Origin of the sequence: Salinibacterium sp. SWN1162 (assembly GCF_015864675.1) — a bacterium.
GTDB lineage: Bacteria > Actinomycetota > Actinomycetes > Actinomycetales > Microbacteriaceae > Rhodoglobus.
In genome coordinates, this window is record NZ_JADYWT010000001.1 from 520487 (window position 1) to 540754 (window position 20268).

A 20268-nucleotide genomic window follows, 5' to 3' on the forward strand; every position below is an offset into this window, starting at 1 on the left:
GGAATGGTGACTGAACCGAACCCCAGCGTCGAGCTGTCAACCTACGGCGTGGGGCCCTGGCAGGGCGAACTGCCCACCGAACCCCACTACGATCCCGTGCTGCTCGAACGCGGCGATACCCGCAACGTCATCGACCGGTATCGCTACTGGAACATGGAAGCGATTGTTGCCGACCTCGACGTGACGCGTCATCCGTTCCACGTTGCCATCGAGAACTGGCAGCACGACATGAACATCGGTTCGATCGTGCGCAGCGCCAACGCGTTCGGCGCCGATACCGTGCACATCATCGGGCGGCGGCGCTGGAACAAACGTGGCGCCATGGTTACTGACCGCTATCAGCACGTGCTTCATCATCCGGATGTCGCGGCCTTCGTCGAGTGGACTGAAGCCAACGACCTGCCGATCATCGCGATCGACAACGTGCCCGGCAGCGTGATCATCGAGACGTATGACATGCCCCAGCGCTGCGTGCTGCTCTTCGGCCAAGAAGGGCCCGGGCTGTCGCCCGAAGCCATCGACGCCGCGACGGATATCGTGGAGATCAGCCAGTTCGGTTCGACCCGTTCGATCAACGCTTCCGCCGCGGCCGCCGTAGCGATGCACAACTGGATCACGCAGCACGTGAGCTTTACGAAGTAGGCCCGCGCCGCTCGATCGGGCCCACCGCGCTCTGCTGTTAGCCTCCGACGACTACGTCGACGGGGGCGATGATCATACGGTGGTGTCCAGCAATTCGTGATTTACCGGTAACGGCGAGCGATAGCCCGTCCGTTGCAGTGTCGCTTGACGTTCCGACGCTGAAGATCAGCTCGCCTGGCTCGACGATGCGCTTCATCTCAATGTCGGTGTAGGCGCTGAGCTCGGGGCTGATCGTGAACGAGACGTGCGCCGTTTCGCCCGGTTCGAGGGAAACGCGCGAGAAACCGACGAGCTTCTGAACGGGTCGTGCCACGCTGGCAACGGGGTCGGAAAGGTAGACCTGCACTGTCTCGGAGCCGGTGACCGCACCAGTATTCTTCACCTCGACTGACAGCGTTGTCGTGCCGTCGACGTCAAGCGTTTCTGTGGCAAGGGCAGCCGGTGAGAGGGAGAACGTGGTGTAGCTGAGTCCGTGACCGAACGCGAACGCCGGTGAGGTGGACTGGTTCGAGATCTTGTCGATCGTGCGGGTGAGCGGCGCTCCCAGGTAGAGGTGTTGTCCGCCGCCCGTCGTGAGGGGAATCTGAACGGGAAGTTTTCCCCCGGGATTCACTCGGCCGCTGAGCACGCCGACGATAGCGCCAGCGCCTTCTTCGCCCGGGATGAAGGATTGAACAGCAGTGCGCACGCGGTCACCATAGGTGAAGGCGTAGGGGCGTCCGCTGTTGGTGACCAGAATCACTGACGCTCCGGTGTCGAGCACAGCATTCACGAGTGCAGCTTGCGAACCCGGCAGCGCGAGATCGACGGCGTCGCATCCTTCGCCAGAGGTTCCGCGGCCGAACATTCCGGGCAGGTCGCCCACCGTGAGAATGACCAGGTCGGCGTCTTTGGCCAGTTCGACAGCTCGCTCGAGGTTGCCCGTCTCCGGCCCGAGAATGCTTGCGCCAGCCTCGTGGGTGACGGTCGCGTCGGGGAACTCGGCGCTCAGTGCGTCGAGGAACGACGGCACCTCGATGCCCAGTCCGAATTGCGGGTAGCGCGGCAGCACGTGCACGGGGTATGAGTAGCAGCCAAGCAGCGTTCGTGGATCAGCGGCCATCGGCCCGAGTACGGCGATGCGACCCGAGAATTCGGGAGCGAGGGGCAGAAGGTCGTCATCGTTGCGCAGCAGCACGATGGATGCTTCCGCCACGGTGCGAGCGAGGGCGCGGTTATCAGCGGAGTCGAGTTCGATTACTCGGCCGTGCGTTTCGGGGTTCTCGTCGAGGAGACCCAGCTGGGCTTTCTGCAGCAGCACACGATGAACCGCGCGGTCGACAAGAGCTTCGTCCATCTCTCCGGAGCGCACCGCTTCGACGAGTGGGGGAAAGCACATGCCGTTGGGGAGTTCGACATCCATACCGGCCGCGAGCGACAGCGCGCCAGCAGAAGCGGCGTCGGGGGCAACCCCGTGGGCGCTGGCGAGGAAGGCGATGGCCCAGTAGTCAGAGATGACTGTTCCGGTGAAGCCCCACTCGTCGCGAAGGAGCCCGGTGAGGAGCGCCCGATCGGCGGCAATGGGAACACCGTCGATATCGCTGTAGGAGTTCATGACCGAGCGCACGCCGCTGTCGCGCACGGCAACCTCGAACGGCACCAACATCACGTCAGCGATCTCGCGTGGACCAGCCGAGACCGGGGCATGATTACGCCCCGAGGCAGACGCGGAGTAGGCCACGAAGTGCTTCAACGTGGCGATGAGGCCGCTGGCTTCCAAACCGCTGGTGTAAGCGGAACCGACGGCGGCCACGAGTACCGGGTCTTCGCCGATCGTTTCCTCAACGCGGCCCCAGCGGTAGTCGCGCACGACATCCAGCACTGGTGAGAGGCCTTGGTGCACTCCAAGAGCCCGAAGGTCGGAACCAATCGTCTCGCCCACCTTCCTGGCGAGAGCGGGATCGAAGGTTGCGCCCCACGCGAGCGGAGCCGGGTAGACCGTCGCCCCCAATGAGTTAACGCCAGTGAGGCATTCTTCGTGGGCAATAACGGGGATGCCGAGTCGCGAAGCATCCACGACCAGTTGCTGCTTTTCTTGCAGCCGTTCCGTGACTTCGGAGACCGTTCCCGGCTCAGTGCCGATGACGCGGGTGAAATGGCCGAGCCCAAGAGGGGCAACCTGATCGAACGGCGGACGGCTAGCGCCGAGAGTGTCTTGCATGGGCGCTACGACTTCACCAGCGCCACGCTTGTCAAACCAATAGCCGACGAGTTGCGCGACCTTCTCTTCGAGCGTCATTTCCTCCAGCGCCGCAGTTGCGCGCTGCTCGTCAGAGAGCGACGTGTAATGCCAGGCGGCAGCGAGGGGGGAAGAAGGGGGAGAGGTCGTCAAGAGTGGTTCCTGTCTGAAGGCGGTGCCGTTGATTCACGGACGACGAGGCGGGTAGCGAGTTCGATGTGGTGGGAGTCGAGATGCTCACCGGCGGCGAGCTGCTGAACGGTACGAAGAGCCACCCTGCCGATGTCTTGCAACGGCTGATAGACACAGGTCAGCGGGGGATTTGCCCACGACGCAACATAGGTGTCGTCATAGCCAACAAGGCTCAGGTGCTCGGGAACGCGAATGTCTAGCTGGCGCGCAGCTTCCAGCACACCCATTGCTTGCGCATCACTTGAGGCAACAATGGCGGTGGGGCGATCGTCGCGACTGAGCAGCTCGTGCGCAATGCGTTCAGCTGCATCATGGTCGAAGCCCGTGTGGGAGATGAAGTCATCCGGGACAGTTATGCCTGCGGCATCCGCTGCGGAACGAAAGCCATCGACGCGGGCACGGGCGCTGAGTGATTCAGCCGGGCCGCCAATGATCGCAATGTTTCGGTGGCCGAGTCCGATGAGGTGCTCCGTTGCGCTGCGGCCCCCGATCCAGTTGGTGGAGCCGACGGAAGCGACTGATGACTCGTCCATGCGGAGAGGGTCGATAAGTACGATCGGCAGAGCTGACCGAGAGATTGCTTGATGGGTTGCCCCTGACATTTCGACCGTGAGGATGATCGCTCCCAAGCGGCCCGACCGATTGAGGCGACGGATTACCTCTTGGTCGGATTTGTGAGGGCTGGGGCGAAAACGGCCGACGACAACATCGATTCCGGCGTCTTCGGCAGCGATGGTGACGCCGCGCAAAATTTCCATGGCGTACGGGCTGGTGAGTTTATCGACGAGAAACTCGATCGTCGGTGCTGCGGCAGCGCCGCGGGGGCGACCGGCGCCGTAGCCGGTTGCTTCAATAGCGACTTCGATTCGAGCGCGCGTGGATGCCGCGACGTCGCTACGGCCGTTGAGCGCTTTTGAGGCGGTAGCGATAGAAACGCCGGCATGTTGGGCGACGTCGTTCAGCGTCGGCCGCTGTGCTTTCGTGCTTTCCATGGTGCTCCTAATGTCGAGATCGAAAGACTATCCAAGAACTCGAAAACTTTCAATGATTCACCCACAACATTTTGGTGCACTCTGCAACAAATATTTGACAGTGCCCGCTTTCTGGCCATAGTGTGACTCCCGAGACACCGAAAGTGCTTCGAAACATTTTCGAGAAACAACTCAACGAAGAGAAGTGGGACACATATGTTGCGGGCCAAAAAGCAAAGATTCATGACTGGCGTTGCGGTACTTACAGCGGGGATTCTGGCGCTCACCGGATGCAGCGGCTCCGGTAGCGACGGCGGCTCTTCAACGGCAGTCGTCTGGGGAGTAGAGGGCGGGCAGTCAGCCTCCTACGAAGCCGCGGTTGATCGTTGGAACGAAACCAATCCCGACAGGCCTATCGAACTTCAGATGTTCGGAAACGACGGCTACTCCGACAAGCTCCGCATCGCTCTCGGAGCGGGTCAAGGGCCCGACTTGATGTTTGGTTGGGGCGGCGGAGTGCTCGAAGGCTACGTTGACGCCGGCTACATCGATCCCATCGAAGATCCCGAGATCACCGACCGCTATCTCGATGCAGTGAACGACAACGCCACCTTCGATGGTGCGGTGTATGGCGCTGCCATCAACAACATCCAGCCCGTTGTCATTCTGTACAACAAGGCTGTATTCGAAGAAGTGGGAGCTACTCCTCCCGAATCATGGGACGACCTGATGGATCTCGTTCCGGTCTTCAATGACGCCGGCGTCGCGCCGATCGCGTTGGCTGGAGCGAGCAAATGGCCGCAGCTGCCGTACATCTCGTACCTGGTCGATCGAATCGGTGGCCCCGAGGTCTTCGACGCGATTGTCGCTAATGAGCCCGACGCGTGGTCCGACCCGGCCATCGCGGAATCGATCGACATGATTCAGGACCTCGTCAAGGCTGATGGCTTCAACTCAGACTTTGCCGCACTCGACTACGGAAGTGGAGCTGCGGATGCACTGCTCTACACCGGCAAGGCCGCAATGATGGTCGCTCTTTCTCAGGCCTACTCCAACATCCAGACCAAGGCCCCCGATTTCGTCGACAGCGGCGATCTGGGCTACGTCACCTTCCCCACTGTCGGCTCAGGTTCGGGAGACACCACAGACCTCGTTGGAAACCCGTCGAACTACTGGTCGGTAGCGTCAGCGGCCACAGACGCTAATAAAGCGACTGTCACTGACTTCCTGGCGACCGAAGTGATGAACGACGCCTACATTGGTGAAGTCCTCGAGCGCTCTGCCGTTCCCGGGGTAAGTGACGCGAAAGATCTGATTGACCAGCGCGACGACGCCGACTTCCAGTCGTTCGTCTTCGATCTGTCGGATGACGCTGCGAACTTCCAGCTCTCCTGGGACCAGGCACTATCACCCGCTCAGGGCGCCGAACTCACGGTTCAGCTCGACCGAGTGTTCCTGCAGGAAATCGACGCCGACGAGTTCATGCAGCTCATGAACGCGACAATCAAGTGACGACCGTAAAAACGACGACGGGGGGCATCCGTGCTCCCCGTCGTGGGTCGGCGCTCGCTGCTAGACAACGGTCAGGCGGGCCGTCACTCTGGTTCTTGCTTCCCGCAGCGCTCTTGTTCGGTGGCTTCGCCATCCTGCCGTTGCTCGGGGCAGTAGTTCTGTCGTTCACGCAGTGGAGCGGGCTCGGCACGCCGCAGTGGCTGGGAGCCGATAACTGGCTCTGGTTCGTCACCGACCCCGTGACCTACACGACGCTCGGCATCACGTTCGCCGTGATGTTCGGAAGCCTGCTCGTTCAAGGCCCGATCAGCATGCTCCTTGGAGTGTGGATCGCGCGCTCGGGAGGGTTCCGATCCTTCGCCGGACTCATCTTCTTTGTTCCGCTTCTGCTCTCGTCGGCGGCGGTAGCACTTGCCTACAAGAACTTGCTCGACCCGAACTTCGGACTCTCCACGCAAGACGGCTTCGGATGGCTCGCGCATAACTGGCTCGGTGATAAGAACACGGTGCTCATCATGGTGATTCTGGTGATCGCGTGGCACTTCGTTCCCCTTCACACGCTGCTGTACCAGGGCGGTGTGCGTCAGATCCCCGCTTCGCTTTATGAGGCGGCATCGATCGACGGTGCTGGCAAAATCATGCAGTTCTTCACGATCACCGTTCCGCAGTTGAAGTACACCATTGTGACGTCATCCACGCTGATTGTGGTGGGATCGTTGACCTACTTCGACCTCATTTTCGTGATGACAGCCGGTGGGCCGGGATACGCGACACGCGTGCTGCCGCTCCACATGTACCTCACCGGGTTCCGCTCGGCAGAGATGGGCAAGGCAAGCGTGATTGCCACCGTTCTCGTGCTGATTGGGCTCGTGCTTTCGCTTGCGCTGACGCGCTGGAGCGGGTTCTCGAAAATGAAGAGTCAACAGGAGGGAATGTAATGAGCACCACCACTTCAGTGGATCCCGTGCGGGTCACTGCACCACCCGTTACTGCACCGCCGACTAAGTCTGCGCCCGTGCGCCGGCGGCCATCGCTCTTCAGTAAGCACACCAACATTCCTGGCGGTCTGGGGGGCGCGCTCTGGCTGATTATCGTTGTCATCCCTCTCTATTGGGTTCTGACCACCAGTTTCCGCAGCAGCACTACCTTCTTCTCCGACGCACCGTTGTCGCTTCCCTCCGAGCCGACGCTCGCCAACTATGTCAAGGTCTTCGACTCGGGATTCTTCGGCTACTTCACCAACTCGGTCATCGTGACGATTGCGGCCGTCATCATCGCGGTATTTGTCTCCCTATTGGCGGCGTACACGATTGCACGGAACACCCACGTCGTGTCGCGGACTGCATTTTCGCTGGTGTTGCTCGGCCTCGCCGTTCCGCTCCAAGCGGCAATCATCCCTATCTTCTACATGCTTTCTCAGATGGGGCTTTACGACACTTTGCTGGCCCTGATCATTCCGTCAGCCGCCTTCGCGATTCCGATCACCATTGTCATTTTGGTGAACTTTCTCCGGGACATCCCGGGCGAGCTTTTCGAGTCGATGCGTCTCGAAGGTGCTACGGACTGGATGATGCTGTGGAAGCTTGTGCTTCCGCTGTCGCGTCCGGCCTTGATTACGGTCGGCATCTATAATGCTCTTGGCGTGTGGAACGGATTTCTCTTTCCGCTGGTGCTCACTCAAAGCCCATCGGTGCGGGTTCTTCCGCTTGCGCTCTGGAGCTTTCAGAGCGAACTCACGGTAGACGTTCCCGGGATTATGGCCGCAGTGGTCATGTCGATGATCCCGATCTTGACCTTGTACATCTTCGGGCGTCGACAGCTCGTTGCAGGCTTGACGGCGGGATTCGGAAAATGAGCGACAATTCATCAACAGATTCAACGTACGACTCGAGCGCATCGTGGCCCATTGCCGCTGCGATGCTCCCCTTCGCAGCGAGCCAGGATGCTAGCCCCGAGGCGTGGTTTGATCAGCTCGCGCAGGTCGCATTCGAAGGTATCGATAGCGTCGATGTCACCGACAACTGGGTGCAGGCGGGCGATCTTTCGTCGGCACGACTCGAGGAACTGTCGGCCGTTATTGCAGAAGCTCACCTGCGACCGATTGCGATCTCCGCAATACGCCGAAGCGTCATCGACCCGGAGGCGGGCGACGATAATCTCGCGTACAGCCACCGCACCCTCGACGCTGCTGCCAAGCTCGGCATCCCGCTGGTGAGTTTCGGGCTGCACCGACCACTCTTGCCAGGACAAAAGACTTCGCAGTGGTTCTGGACCGAACCCGGGCCAGTCGACGATCAAGACGACGCGACCTGGGATCTCGCGACCACGCGCATCCGCGAACTCGGCACGCACGCCGCCGACCTCGGAATCGCGGTCTCGCTTGAGATGTATGAAGACACGCTGATTGGCACTGTTGATGGCGGGCTCCGGCTCGTGGAATCGGTAGGGCTTTCCAACGTTGGCCTCAACCCCGACCTCGGTAACATGTACCGGCTGCATCGCGATGTCGAGGACTTTCTCGAAGCAAGCGCGCGCTGCGCCCCGGTGTCTAACTACTGGCACGTCAAGAACTACTTTCGCGACGAAGATCGCGAGCGTGGCTTCGTCACGACCGTGCCCGCGCCCATGGAGTTTGGCTCGATGAACTATCGGGCCGCCATCACTGCCGCGATCGCAGCGGGGTTCGCGGCACCGTTCTGCGTCGAGCACTACGGCGGCGACGGTCTTTCCGTCGCTGCCCGCAACGCGGATTACGTGCGACGCATGATTGCGGTCGCACTCGGAGAAGCACGCACCGCCGTGCGCGGACTGGAGAGCTGACAATGACAAACGTGACGGTAATCGGCCTCGGCGCGATGGGCCTGCCCATGGCGACCCACTTGACGAAATCCTTCGACGTGAAGGTGTACGACATCAACCCCGTTGCGCTCGAGAAAGCCGCAGCGGCCGGGGCTATGCCGGCGTCGTCGCTCGAACAGGCAGCGGATGGTGCCGACGTCGTCGTGCTGATCGTTCGCGATGCCGCGCAGCTTGAATCAGCCTTGTTCGGAACCAACGGTGTCGCGGATGCGCTGGTACCAGGGTCAGTTGTCGTCATCACGTCGACCGTCGGTGAGACCGCCCTGGTGCGCTCCGCCGATCTCCTTGCCACTCGGGGCATTCTCTGTGTGGACGCCGCCCTTTCTGGCGGACCGGTTCGCGCGGAAACCGGCGATCTTCTCATCATGGTCGGCGGCTCGCCTGAGGCGCGGTCTGCAACGCAGCCGGTACTCGATGCGCTCGGTTCTACCGTGTGCGTTGTGGGCGACAAAGTTGGCCAAGGCCAGCAGCTTAAGGCGGTCAATCAGCTTCTGTGCGGCATCCACACCGCAGCGGCTGCTGAAGCCCTCGCGCTGGCGCATCAGCTCGGGCTTGACCTCGACATGGTTATTGACGTTCTCGGCGCGGGCGCTGCCGCCTCGTTCATGTTCGCTGACCGTGGTCCTCGTATCGCGCAGCAGTTGCGCGGGGAAACCCCACCGCTTCGTTCGCGACTCGACGTGATCGGCAAAGACATGGGTATTGTCGGCGACGTTGCCCGCGAGCGGAAAGTCAGCGTTCCGCTGGCGAGCGCGGCGGAACAGTTGTATCGCATGGGCGAAGCAGCGGGACTTGCTGCAGAAGACGACTCGATCATCAGCACGCTCTTTGCTGCGAGCGACAAATGACCGTTCTCTTCAACGACCCTTCAGACTTTGCCGAGGATGCTCTCGACGGCTTTGTAGAGCTCTACGCCGATCGCCTGTCAGGAGTACCCGGTGGTGTGGTCGCACATCGTCGCGGTGAGCCCAAGGTCGCTGTAGTCATCGGTGGCGGATCGGGCCACTACCCAGCATTCGCTGGCCTCGTCGGTCCCGGTTTCGCCACCGGCGCCGTTGTGGGCAACATTTTCACCTCCCCGTCGGCCGCACAGGTGTATTCCGTAGCTAAGGCTGCGAATGAGGGCAGTGGTGTGGTTCTGAGCTTCGGCAACTACGCCGGAGACGTCATGAACTTCGGAATCGCGGCTGAGCGTCTGCGCAGCGAAGGCATCGATACGCGCATCGTGCTTGTCACCGATGATGTGGGTTCCTCGCCCGAAGCAGATCAACGCCGTGGAATTGCCGGCGACTTCACGGTCTTCAAAGTGATGGGTGCTGCCGCAGCGGAAGGACTCTCACTCGACGAGGTTGAGCGTCTTGGCCGGGCTGCGAACGACTCCACTCGCTCACTCGGTGTTGCATTCTCTGGATGCACGATGCCGGGTTCAGCCGAGCCGCTGTTCTCCATCCCGTCCGGCTCGATGAGCGTTGGGCTCGGAATCCATGGCGAACCAGGGGTGCGCGACGTTCCGCGGCTCACCGCCGATGAACTTGCTCGATTGCTTCTCGATGGTGTTCTGAGCGAACGGCCTGTCGGAGACTCGACCCGCGTCGCTGTCATCCTCAACGGGTTGGGAACGACGAAGTATGAAGAACTCTTCGTCGTGTGGAAGGCGCTTTCGCGATTGCTGAAGGATGCTGGTTTAGCGGCAGTAGGAGTTGAGGTCGGAGAACTCGTAACGAGCCTCGACATGGGCGGCTGTTCGCTCACCCTGATGTGGCTCGATGAAGAACTCGAGCGCACCTGGACTGCTGACGCTTACACTCCGGCGTACCGAAAGATCAGCGCGGGCCTCGACAAGCTGACCCCGGTCGAGCCGGGAGCAGCATCGATCGCTCAGGCCTCCGCCCCAGAATCTACGGAAGCATCGCGGGCGCTGATGCCCCTGCTGGTGGCCGCAGTCTCGACCGTTCGCGCTGTCCTGCACGACAACGCTATCGAGTTGGGCGACATCGATGCGGTTGCGGGTGACGGCGATCACGGCCGCGGAATGGTCAAGGGTATTGACGCCGCTGCCGGAATCGTCGATAACGCAACGTCGGGTGGCGTTGCGTGGAACCTTCGCCAAGCTGGGCGCGAGTGGGCCACCCGCGCCGGCGGAACCTCCGGAGTTCTCTGGGGTGCCGGCCTTGAAGCCGCAGCGGAAGCGATTCGCGATGACCGTCTTGAGTACGACGCCACTGTCGTAACGGACGCTGCCGAGGCATTCCTCGAGGCTATTCAGCAGTTAGGCGGAGCTGAGGTGGGCGACAAGACATTCGTCGACGCGCTCGTGCCGTTCATCCACACTCTCAAGCGCGAAGTAGACCGCGGTGAGGAGCTCAGCGTTGCCTGGAGTAACGCTGCCGCTGCTGCAGCACTAGCGGCAGCAGCGACAGAGAGCCTGACGCCCAAGAAGGGCCGGGCTCGACCACTCGCCGAGCGCAGCATCGGAACACCCGACGCTGGCGCAACCTCATTTGCGTTGATCGTTGGAGCACTCGCTCAACCCCGCACAGCCTGGAAGGCAGATTCATGAGCACTACGACCCCGCTGATCCGCGTTGTTATCGGTAGCGACGATGCCGGATTCGACTACAAAGAAATATTGAAGGCGGATCTCGAAGCTGATCCGCGTGTAGCCTCCGTCGTCGACGTCGGAGTTTCCGAAAGCGAATCGACGGCGTATCCGCACATTGCGGTGGATGCCGCTCGCCTAGTCGCCGCCGGCGAAGCCGATCGCGCTCTCCTCGTGTGCGGCACTGGTCTTGGCGTTGCGATCGCCGCCAACAAAGTGGAAGGAATTCGTGCGGTGACAGCCCACGATTCCTACTCCGTGGAGCGAAGCGTGTTGTCGAATAACGCCCAAGTGCTGTGCTTCGGTCAGCGCGTCGTCGGGCTCGAGCTTGCGCGACGCCTTGCTCGGGAGTGGCTTGGATACACCTTCGACTCGTCGAGTGCCTCCGCAGAAAAGGTCGCAGAAATCGAACGCTACGAACTGCGTCCCGCTGTCTGATTAGCGGTTTCCCGCACATCCGCCACTCGCCTCCCGGGCTCAGCGGCATAACCAAAGGAGTCGGTTCGAGTGGGAATCGCAGCAGAGACATTAACGGTCGGGGTAGCCACGCCCCTCAGCGAAGAACTGTGTGCGCTGATCGAATCGTTGGAACCGCGCGTGCAACTGATTCGCGACCAGTCGTTGTTGCCGCCGATGCGATTTACGGCGGACTACGCGGGCGATCCCGACTTTCGTCGCACACCGCAGCAGCAATCGCAGTTTATGCAACTGCTCAACTCTGCCGACGCCCTCTACGGAATCCCCGATCTGTCGACGCCTCTGCTGAAAGAGGTTGTGCAGCAGAATGACGGTCTTCGCTGGGTTCAGACCATGGCGGCGGGCGGTGGAGCTCAGATTCGAGAAGCAGGCTTCACACGGCACGAGCTCGATCGGGTGGCGTTCACCACCTCCGCGGGAGTGCATGGCGGGCCGCTGGCGGAATTCGCATTATTTGGGTTGCTGGCCGCGAGCAAGTCGCTCCCTCGGCTGCTTCGGCAGAGCCAGGCACACGAGTGGAGTGAGCGGTGGCCGATGGCGCAGCTCAGCGACCAAACGATACTGCTCCTCGGACTCGGCGGGATTGGGTCGGCGCTGGCCGAAAAATTGAGTGCGCTCGGCGTTCATGTCATCGGGATGAGCCGCCGCGGCGAGACCGTTCCCGGAGTCGCCGAGATCATCGAACCGCACAACCTGCCCGCGGCAATTCAACGCGCCGACGCAATCGTGGTGTCGCTGCCGGGGACTCCCCGCACCGAAAAGCTTGTCGACGCCGAATTTCTCACGATGGTCAAGCCCGGTGTCACCGTGGTCAACGTGGGGCGCGGCAGCGTGATCGACGAACAGGCTCTGATCGCTGCGCTCGAAGACGGTCGTGTCGGCTTCGCGGCCCTCGACGTCGTAGAAACAGAGCCTCTGGTGGAGTCGAGCCCGCTCTGGGAGATGGACAACGTGCTGTTGAGCCCGCACACTGCAGCGCTGAGCTACGCGCAAGAAGAGCAAATCGCGCGACTATTCGCTCGAAACGCCAGCGCTTTTCTGGATGGTCGTGCCCTGCGCAACGTCGTCGACACGGTGCATTTCTACTAACGCTGCTCTCGCTGCGGCCGTCGCGATGCACAATGGAGTACCCAGCACCGGCGCTTCACGAAGTAGGGACCTATGACTCAGCCCGCGAAAGTCACCATTATTGGCGCCGGAATCGTGGGGCTGTGCACGGCCTGGTTTCTGCAGGAGCGTGGCGTTGAAGTCACAGTTCTCGACCGCACGGGAGTTGCCGCGGGCGCGTCGCTGGGGAACGCTGGCTGGGTTGCTCCCGCCCTGACTCTTCCGCTGCCGGAGCCTTCGATCTTCAAAGTCGGCATCAAGGCCGTAATCGACCCCACCTCGCCGGTGTACGTTCCTCTCGCCGCCAACTCGACCCTGCTGCGCTTCCTCGCCGGCTTCGCGCGGCACTCGACACCCACGATGTGGCGTCGCAACATGGTCACCTTTGCCGAGATCAACAAGTGGAGCCTCGACTCGTTCGACCGCATGGAAGAGGGCGGAGTTTCCGCCGCCCTCAAGCACGCCGAACCCTTTCTGGCGGCCTTCACGAGTGATGCCCATCGCCAGGTCATCACCCACGAATTCGATGAGGTCGCCGCCGGTGGTGGTCACGTGAGCTTTGAGAAAATCACGGGTGACGAGCTGCGTGAGTTCGAGCCGAGTGTCTCGAAGCTTGTGACCCATGGGCTGCGCGTGGATGGCCAGCGCTTCATCAACCCGCCCTCGTTCATGCAGGTGCTCGCGGCATCCGTGCGCGCTCGCGGAGCCACGATTGTGGAGGGCGCGAAAGCGACCGGCATCCGCGACCTCGGCGCTGCCGGCGTCGCCGTCGACGTTGAGGGCCAGAACGCCGTGCTGAGCAACGAAGTTGTTATTGCGACCGGAACCTGGCTCGGTGACCTCGCCCGCCAGTTCGGCGTGCGCCAGGTCGTGCAGTCAGGCCGCGGCTACAGCTTCAGCGTGAAGCCGCCCGTGATTCCGACGCACCCGATCTACCTGCCCGCCCAGCGCGTAGCCTGCACACCCCTCGGGGATCGGCTGCGCGTGGGAGGCATGATGGAATTTCGGTCAGTGGATGCTCCCGCCGACTCTCGCCGCATCCAAACCATCGTCAATGCCGCGAGCCCGATGTTCGACGGCGTCGACTGGGATGCCCGCGAAGAAGAATGGGTCGGCTCACGACCCTGCACTCCCGACGGCCTGCCACTCGTGGGTGGCACGCGCTCGCCGCGCGTTCACGTTGCCGGCGGTCACGGCATGTGGGGCGTCACGCTCGGCCCGTTGACGGGGCGGATGCTCGCCGACTCGATCACCGGTGGTGACAAGCACCCGCTGCTGACGGCTTTCGACCCGCTGCGCTAGCGCTAATCGCACTCGATTTCGGGTTCGGATTCGGGCTGAGGCTCGGGCTGAGGCTCGGGCTGAGGCTCGGGCTGAGGCTCGGGCTGGGACTCAGGTTCAGGCTGGGGTTCTAGCGCTGGTTCAGGCCGTGACTCGGGGCGGGGCCGTTGCGGGTTTGGGTCGGCCTCGCGCACTCGATCAACGAGCTCTCGCCACGGGCCGACGAGTTGCTGCTCGGCGATGACCGCTTCGTGCGGTTCGCAGTGGATCTCGTAGGTGTAGCGGTCGGGCATCGTGTTCTCGGTCGGATGCTCGTTCCACGGTAATTCAGAGATGAGCAGGTACCACTGGTCGGGGTCCGGCTGCTCGTCGACAACGACAGCCCACTCCACGCGTCGACCGAGCAGGCCTCCGCTTCGCCACACCTGTACCTTCACAGATGCATGCTATCCCGTCGCCGTGCGGGTGAACAGGGTGGAGCCCCGGAGGGCGCAGCGGTTCAGCTCGCTGCCGGAACCACTCCCACCAGCGCCCAGCCTGCTTCAACTGCGCGCTGCTCATCAGAGTCATCGCCGAAGCGAGCAATCGCAGCCGCGACGGTGGCGGCAGCGAACTCCGAGAACTCGCTGCGGGGAGTGAGCGATCCGTTGGTGAGGGTGTCGAACCAGATCTGACCGGCACGCTCCCAGGCAAAACCACCCAAGCTGTCAGCAGTGCTCCAGAAAGCGCGGTTGGGGATGCCCGAGTTCAAGTGCACTCCGCCATTGTCTTCTTGCGTGACGATGAAGTCATCCCAGTGCGCAGGCTGCGGGTCTTTGCCGAGCACGTCGTCGTCGTAGGCGGTGCCCGGTGCTCGAAGGGAACGCAGCGCGTTGCCTTCGACCTCGTCGGTAAAGATTCCTTCGCCGACGAGCCAGGAGGCTTCGCCCGCGGTTTGACCCCACGCGTACTGCTCCACGAGTGCGCCGAAGACGTCGGAGACGTGCTCGTTGAGGGCACCGCTCTGGCCGCGGTACACGAGGCCGGCGGCGAACTCCGTGACTCCGTGCGCGAGCTCGTGGCCGATGACGCTCAGCGAGCGAGTGAAGCCAGTGAAGATCTCACCGTCACCGTCGCCGAAAACCATACGGCTGCCATCCCAGAATGCATTGTCATACTCTCGGCCAAAGTGCACGGTCGCTTCGAGCGGCGACGAACGGTCGTCGATCGAATCGCGCTCGAACACCTCCCAGAACAGGGCGAAGGTGTGGCCGAGGCCGTCGTACGCTTCTGACACCGAGGCGTCTGCGGTCTCGGGTTCGCCCTCTGACCGCACGAGCACGCCCGGCAGTGTCTCGCCCGTTTGCGCATCCGAGATTGCCCGGCTGACAGTGCCGCGCGCAACGGCAGTCTGGTCGGGACGAAGCGATCGCGGCGGCAGCGTGTGTTCGTGCCGCCCATGATCGAGATGATCATGCCCGATGTCGGTGAGCGATCGGCGCGCGGCATGAGCGGCGCGCTCGAAGCGAGGGTCCTCCAGCGTCGCGATTCGCGACAGCAAAAACGGGGGCACGATCGCGCACAGGGCGCGGGGCGATTCAGCGGGGGAAACGGGGGAGTTCGGCATCCGGAACATGCTTCATGCTGACACGGACCACTGACCTTGGCGACGATGGCTCACGATTCTCACGGAGTCCCCAGCAAGGCCCGCCCAGCAACCCCGCCACGCAAGAAATCGCTACGACAAGCAAAACTCTGCTCTCGGGTAGACTGAGGTGTAATCCCCCCACTTCTTCGAAGGGATCCACCATGCCAGCAATCGTCATCATCGGCGCCCAATGGGGCGACGAGGGCAAGGGTAAAGCCACCGATCTTCTCGGTAGCCGCATCGACTATGTCGTCAAATTCAACGGCGGAAATAACGCCGGACACACCGTCGTCATTGGCAGCGAAAAGTATGCGCTGCACCTTCTGCCGTCGGGCATCCTCACCGAGGGCGTCACTCCGATCATCTCCAACGGTGTCGTCATCGACCCCGAGGTGCTTTTTGAAGAGCTTGACGCTCTCATTGCCCGTGGAGTCGACGTCTCCAAGCTGCTGGTGAGCGCCAACGCGCACATCATCACCAACTACCACCGCACCCTCGACAAGGTGACGGAACGCTTCCTCGGCAAGCGCCAGATCGGCACGACCGGCCGCGGAATTGGTCCGGCGTATGCCGACAAGATCAACCGTGTCGGCATCCGAGTTCAAGACCTCTTTGACGAGAACATTCTTCGCCAAAAGGTTGAGGGCGCTCTCGACCAGAAGAACCACCTGCTCGTAAAGGTCTACAACCGTCGTGCGATCGAGGTTGAAGAGATCGTCACCGAGCTGCTCAGCTATGCCGACCGTCTGCGCCCCATGGTCACCGACACCGGTCTGCTGCTGAACAGGGCCCTCGACGATGGCCAGATTGTGCTCTTTGAGGGCGGCCAAGCCACGATGTTGGATGTCGACCACGGCACGTACCCGTTCGTCACGTCGTCCAACTCCACCTCCGGTGGCGCGGCTACCGGTTCGGGTGTTGCCCCCAACCGCCTCGAGCGCATCATCGGAATCGTCAAGGCCTACACAACGCGTGTGGGTGCTGGCCCGTTCCCGACCGAACTGCACGATGAGTCGGGCGAGTTCTTGCGTTCCCACGGTTTTGAGTTCGGAACCACCACTGGACGTCCGCGTCGCTGTGGTTGGTACGACGCCCCCATCGCCCGCTACACGGCGCGCGTGAACGGTGTCACCGACTTCGTGCTCACCAAGCTCGACGTGCTGACCGGTCTTGCCACGATTCCCGTCTGCGTTGCGTACGACGTTGACGGTGTGCGCTTCGACGAAATGCCCGTCTCGCAGTCCGACTTTCACCACGCCGTGCCGATCTACGAAGAGTTCCCCGGCTGGACCGAAGACATCACCGATGCTCGCACCTTCGAGGACCTCCCGAAGAACGCGCAAGACTACGTGCTCGCCATCGAAAAGATGAGCGGCGCCCGCATGTCAGCAATCGGCGTCGGCCCCGGCCGCGACGAGATCATCGTTCGTCACGACCTCGTCGACTAAGTACTTCTGTAGTTAGTTCGTAGCCAAGCGGCACGTCCCAGAGAGATCCGGGGCGTGCCGCTTCTGCGTTAACGGCACTTCGCCGTTGGCGGTGCGAGCGTGCAGCCGATCGAATATGTGGTGGCGCCCGCTCGGGAGGGGCTGGTACCGTCGGTAGCTCCACCGAAAGGAGTAATCATCAAGTATCTCAAGTACGGCTCTGCCGCGATGCTGGTTTTGCTCTTTCTCTCTCTTTCGTGGCGTCGCGACGGCATCATCAGCGATTCGCTTGCGCTGGTTCTTCTCCCTCTGGCGTTGATCGGGTTCGCGGCCTTCACCCTCGCAATCGGGCTGCGTTCCATGAAGCCCGACAAGGGCCTGGGCGCCATGACGGTGGTGGGGCTCGTCGCCGTCTTTGTCGCGCTCGCGGGCACGGTCGTTTCATACTCCGTAGTCATCGCTGGCGGAACAGAAGGCTTCATCTATTTCCTTGTGAACATCAGCCTCGCCCTGACCGGAGTGATTCTGGTCGTGGTCGGGTCTCGGCGGGCTCAATCGGAGCATCACGAGTCCACTCCATCCGCGGGTGGGCCCTCCGAACCTCGGTAGCCAATCGGGGATTGCTGGACTGAACTGCTGCAAAAGGTGGGTGAAAGTCCGAAAACCGCGGGTGTGCGAGCTCCGTGGGGTGGGAGTATTTGTGAGTGACCGTAACGCGCCCGCAGCCCCGCATCCTTCAGGGAACTTTTGTCAGTGTTGAGCCCCTGACCGAAGCGCACCTTGCCGACCTCTGGCCTGCCCTCGGTGTGCCCGAAGTGTTCGCCGGCGGCTACGGTCGTGGCCCGGCCGGGTTGCCCGCCGACGAAGCATCCTTCATTGAGTGGATGCGCGCCGGCTACCTCGGTTACGCCGACCGGATGCCGTTCGCCATCCGCTTGAACTCTGGCCCCGATGCTGGCCGGTTGGTGGGCGTCAGCACCCTCGGTGATCTCGACGACGCGAACGCTAATGCGCACATCGGCTGGACTGCCTATACGCCGAGCGTCTGGGGCACCGCGGTGAACCCCGAAACGAAACTCCTGCTGCTGGGGTTCGCCTTCGACAACGGCTATAACCGGGTGCGGCTCCAAGCGGACTCCATCAACGCTCGTTCGCGCGCCGCGATCCTCAAGCTCGGCGCGACCTTCGAGGGCATCCAGCGCCAACACCTGCTGCGGGCCGACGGCTCGTGGCGCGACACCGCGGTGTACTCCGTGATCGACACAGACTGGCCAGAGGTGAAGGCCGGGCTGCTCGCCCGCCTCGAGCAGGAGCCGCGCGCGTGAGCCGGCCCGCTGCTTCCGCTGGCCGGGTTGAAAAGCATGACACCGCATCCACTCTCGGCACGACGCTGCGCTTTGCGGCCGCGGGCCTCGTCTGGGGCTCAAGCTTTCTCTTCATCAAGGTGGCGCTGGATGGCGTGAGCTTCGGCCAAGTCGCGTGGAGTCGGGCAGTGCTCGGCGCTCTCGCGCTCGTCGTGGTGTTCGCGGTCAGCCGCCGTAAGCTCCCGCGCCAACCGATCGTGTGGGCGCACTTCACGGTGCTGGCGTTCCTCTTCGCGGTAATCCCGTACCTACTGTTCGCCTGGGCGGAGCAGTACGTGAGCTCGGGCCTTGCGAGCATCTACAACGCGACGACACCCATCATGACCGCTATTTTCGCGACGCTCGTGTTCCGGGTCGAGAAGCTGACGCGCTCGCAGATTGCAGGTGTCACGCTCGGCATCTTTGGGGTACTGGTGATCATCGCGCCCTGGCAGGCCGGCGACATCAGCGGCAGCCTGCTGGGCCAACTCGCGTGCCTCGGTGCTGCGCTCTGCTACGGCGCCGCCATGAGTTACCAGCGCAAGTTCGTGGCGCCCTACAAGGTGCCCGGCGTTACTTCGGCCACCATGAACATCGGCATCGCGGCCGTCATCTACCTTCTGCTCACCCCGATCATCGCGACCGGGCCGGTGAACCTCACCCTCCCCGTCGTGGCCAGTCTGCTCGCCCTCGGAATCCTTGGCACGGGAATGGCGTACGTCTGGAACTACCGAGTGCTCGCCGAATGGGGCCCCACCCGCACCTCAACCGTCACGTACATCACGCCCGTGATCGGCGTCATCCTCGGCTTCGTCATCCTGAAAGAGACCATGTCGTGGCACGAACCCGTCGGCGCGGTGATTGTTCTCGTCGGAGTGCTGCTGGCGCAGGGGCGGCTCACACTGCCCGGGGCTCGGGCGCGCTCGCAGGCCGGCACTGCACCGGAATCTTCCGGGTCGTAGCGTCGCAGGCGGGAGCTCGTTGACCCGATTGTGCCCGCTGAGCACTCGCTGAGGTAAAGATTTCTATGAATCCGGCGTGAGCGCGCCGGTTCGTGGTGTTCGGCTCATGCCGGTCTGTGACACTTCTCGAATGTCCTCCCCCTATCTTGTGCGTCGCATTGGCGTGGGCGCTGCCGCGCTCGGTGTCCTCGCCGGCGTGACGGCACTCATTGTCGCGATCGCCTCCGTTCCCGACTCCTCGTCGAACGGTAATGCGGATGCCGCGACTGTCGCCTCCGGAACGCCCGAGGTGCACGCGCTCAGCGCCACCACCGGCACTCTTGTTGGTGGCGAAGCGATCACCATCACCGGTGCTTCGCTCGATGCCGTCACGGATGTCACATTCGGTGGCGTTTCTGCCGCAGATGTCGTCATTGCCGACAGCGGAACGCTCACCGCCGTCGTGCCCGCCGCCGTCGACTTTCAACCGGCGACCGTTGCCATTGAAGTAGTAGCGGATGAGGCCCCTGTAGCGGCCGCAGCCGATCTCGACTACACGTACGAAACATCCACCGCGGTAGACCGCCAGATGGAATACCTGCTGACGCACTGGAACGATTACAACGTCGACGAGTACGGCGACCTTAACTCGGTCGGCGGCGACTGCGCCAATTTTGCGAGCCAATCACTGCTGTTACGCGGATGGGAGATGACCGACGAGTGGTTCAACTACGACGCCGGTTCAGACTGGAGCGGCGCGTGGGGCTATGTGCCTGCGTTCGAAAACTGGCTCACCGCCAACCCCGAACTCGGGGCCACGCAGCTCAGCTTCGACGAGCGCGACCAAGTGAAGGTCGGCGACCTCGTTGTCTTCGACTGGAACGACAACGACTACCTCGACCACATTCAGGTCGTCTCCTCAGTAGAGACCGTCGACGGCGAAATCGTCATCAAGATGGTCGGCCACAACCTCGACACCAACTATCGCGACCTCGACGAAACCATCACCGTCGACCACCCCGGCGCTACCGGACACTTCTGGAGCATCCCGTAGCGCGAGCCGCGGATCGCGA

19 protein-coding genes are annotated in these 20268 nt (G+C 62.4%); 15 read left to right on the top strand and 4 right to left on the bottom strand.

The features are described 5' to 3' along the window. The first annotated feature begins 3 nt into the window (after positions 1-3). Positions 4-642 (top strand): TrmH family RNA methyltransferase, encoded by a 639-nt coding sequence (locus I6E58_RS02380; protein WP_197129971.1) that lies wholly within the window; start codon positions 4-6, stop codon positions 640-642. Between the two features lie 37 nt (positions 643-679). Here I6E58_RS02380 and I6E58_RS02385 read toward each other — a convergent pair whose 3' ends face one another. Together I6E58_RS02385 and I6E58_RS02390 are read right to left on the bottom strand one after the other, a co-directional pair. After that, complete coding sequence (locus I6E58_RS02385) at positions 680-3013, bottom strand: glycoside hydrolase family 3 N-terminal domain-containing protein (RefSeq protein ID WP_197129975.1); 2334 nt, start codon at positions 3011-3013, stop codon at positions 680-682. After that, positions 3010-4044 carry a LacI family DNA-binding transcriptional regulator gene (locus I6E58_RS02390; protein WP_197129978.1) on the bottom strand — a complete coding sequence of 345 codons (1035 nt, stop codon included), beginning with the start codon at positions 4042-4044 and terminating at the stop codon, positions 3010-3012. Before I6E58_RS02390 ends, I6E58_RS02385 begins: the two co-directional genes overlap by 4 nt. A 222-nt stretch (positions 4045-4266) precedes the next feature. Here I6E58_RS02390 and I6E58_RS02395 point away from each other — a divergent pair, with 222 nt between their 5' ends. From I6E58_RS02395 to I6E58_RS02435, 9 genes are all read left to right on the top strand, one after another. Further along, positions 4267-5535, top strand: coding sequence for an extracellular solute-binding protein (locus I6E58_RS02395; RefSeq protein ID WP_197129981.1), 1269 nt, complete (start codon positions 4267-4269; stop codon positions 5533-5535). After that, positions 5532-6473, top strand: a complete 942-nt coding sequence (locus I6E58_RS02400) for a carbohydrate ABC transporter permease (protein WP_197129984.1) — start codon at positions 5532-5534, stop codon at positions 6471-6473. The genes I6E58_RS02395 and I6E58_RS02400 overlap by 4 nt, the downstream gene beginning before the upstream one ends. Continuing rightward, positions 6473-7390 (top strand): carbohydrate ABC transporter permease, encoded by a 918-nt coding sequence (locus I6E58_RS02405; RefSeq protein WP_197129987.1) that lies wholly within the window; start codon positions 6473-6475, stop codon positions 7388-7390. The genes I6E58_RS02400 and I6E58_RS02405 overlap by 1 nt, the downstream gene beginning before the upstream one ends. Further along, on the top strand, positions 7387-8355 hold the full coding sequence (locus I6E58_RS02410) for a sugar phosphate isomerase/epimerase (protein WP_197129990.1): 969 nt from the start codon (positions 7387-7389) through the stop codon (positions 8353-8355). The genes I6E58_RS02405 and I6E58_RS02410 overlap by 4 nt, the downstream gene beginning before the upstream one ends. A 2-nt stretch (positions 8356-8357) precedes the next feature. Further along, positions 8358-9242 carry an NAD(P)-dependent oxidoreductase gene (locus I6E58_RS02415; protein ID WP_197129993.1) on the top strand — a complete coding sequence of 295 codons (885 nt, stop codon included), beginning with the start codon at positions 8358-8360 and terminating at the stop codon, positions 9240-9242. Continuing rightward, positions 9239-10954 (top strand): dihydroxyacetone kinase family protein, encoded by a 1716-nt coding sequence (locus I6E58_RS02420; RefSeq protein ID WP_197129995.1) that lies wholly within the window; start codon positions 9239-9241, stop codon positions 10952-10954. Before I6E58_RS02415 ends, I6E58_RS02420 begins: the two co-directional genes overlap by 4 nt. Further along, the gene (locus I6E58_RS02425) at positions 10951-11430 is read left to right on the top strand and encodes a ribose-5-phosphate isomerase (protein ID WP_197129997.1); all 480 of its coding nucleotides are present in this window, start codon (positions 10951-10953) and stop codon (positions 11428-11430) included. Before I6E58_RS02420 ends, I6E58_RS02425 begins: the two co-directional genes overlap by 4 nt. 69 nt (positions 11431-11499) lie before the next feature. Beyond that, entirely contained in the window at positions 11500-12558 is a 1059-nt protein-coding gene (locus I6E58_RS02430; RefSeq protein WP_197129999.1) for a D-2-hydroxyacid dehydrogenase, read from the top strand. A gap of 72 nt (positions 12559-12630) precedes the next feature. Continuing rightward, a complete protein-coding gene (locus tag I6E58_RS02435; RefSeq protein ID WP_197130001.1) occupies positions 12631-13878 on the top strand; it encodes an FAD-binding oxidoreductase in 1248 nt (415 codons plus the stop codon). Positions 13879-13880: 2 nt separating this feature from the next. Here the strand turns inward: I6E58_RS02435 and I6E58_RS02440 are convergent, their stop codons facing one another. Together I6E58_RS02440 and I6E58_RS02445 are read right to left on the bottom strand one after the other, a co-directional pair. Then, positions 13881-14294, bottom strand: a complete 414-nt coding sequence (locus I6E58_RS02440; RefSeq protein ID WP_307841937.1) for a protealysin inhibitor emfourin — start codon at positions 14292-14294, stop codon at positions 13881-13883. A 62-nt stretch (positions 14295-14356) separates the two neighbouring features. Continuing rightward, positions 14357-15463 (bottom strand): M4 family metallopeptidase, encoded by a 1107-nt coding sequence (locus I6E58_RS02445; protein WP_197130004.1) that lies wholly within the window; start codon positions 15461-15463, stop codon positions 14357-14359. Positions 15464-15645: 182 nt separating this feature from the next. On the opposite strand from I6E58_RS02445, the gene I6E58_RS02450 reads away from it, so the two are divergent. The 5 genes from I6E58_RS02450 to I6E58_RS02470 all read left to right on the top strand — a co-directional run bounded on the left by I6E58_RS02450 (position 15646) and on the right by I6E58_RS02470 (position 20249). Then, positions 15646-16932, top strand: coding sequence for an adenylosuccinate synthase (locus I6E58_RS02450; protein WP_197130007.1), 1287 nt, complete (start codon positions 15646-15648; stop codon positions 16930-16932). Positions 16933-17031: 99 nt separating this feature from the next. Beyond that, positions 17032-17520 carry a hypothetical protein gene (locus I6E58_RS02455; protein WP_197130010.1) on the top strand — a complete coding sequence of 163 codons (489 nt, stop codon included), beginning with the start codon at positions 17032-17034 and terminating at the stop codon, positions 17518-17520. A 95-nt stretch (positions 17521-17615) separates the two neighbouring features. Next, on the top strand, positions 17616-18236 hold the full coding sequence (locus tag I6E58_RS02460; protein WP_197130014.1) for a GNAT family N-acetyltransferase: 621 nt from the start codon (positions 17616-17618) through the stop codon (positions 18234-18236). Continuing rightward, positions 18233-19216, top strand: coding sequence for a DMT family transporter (locus I6E58_RS02465; protein ID WP_197130017.1), 984 nt, complete (start codon positions 18233-18235; stop codon positions 19214-19216). The genes I6E58_RS02460 and I6E58_RS02465 overlap by 4 nt, the downstream gene beginning before the upstream one ends. 130 nt (positions 19217-19346) lie before the next feature. After that, complete coding sequence (locus tag I6E58_RS02470; protein ID WP_197130020.1) at positions 19347-20249, top strand: amidase domain-containing protein; 903 nt, start codon at positions 19347-19349, stop codon at positions 20247-20249. Positions 20250-20268: the final 19 nt, after the last annotated feature.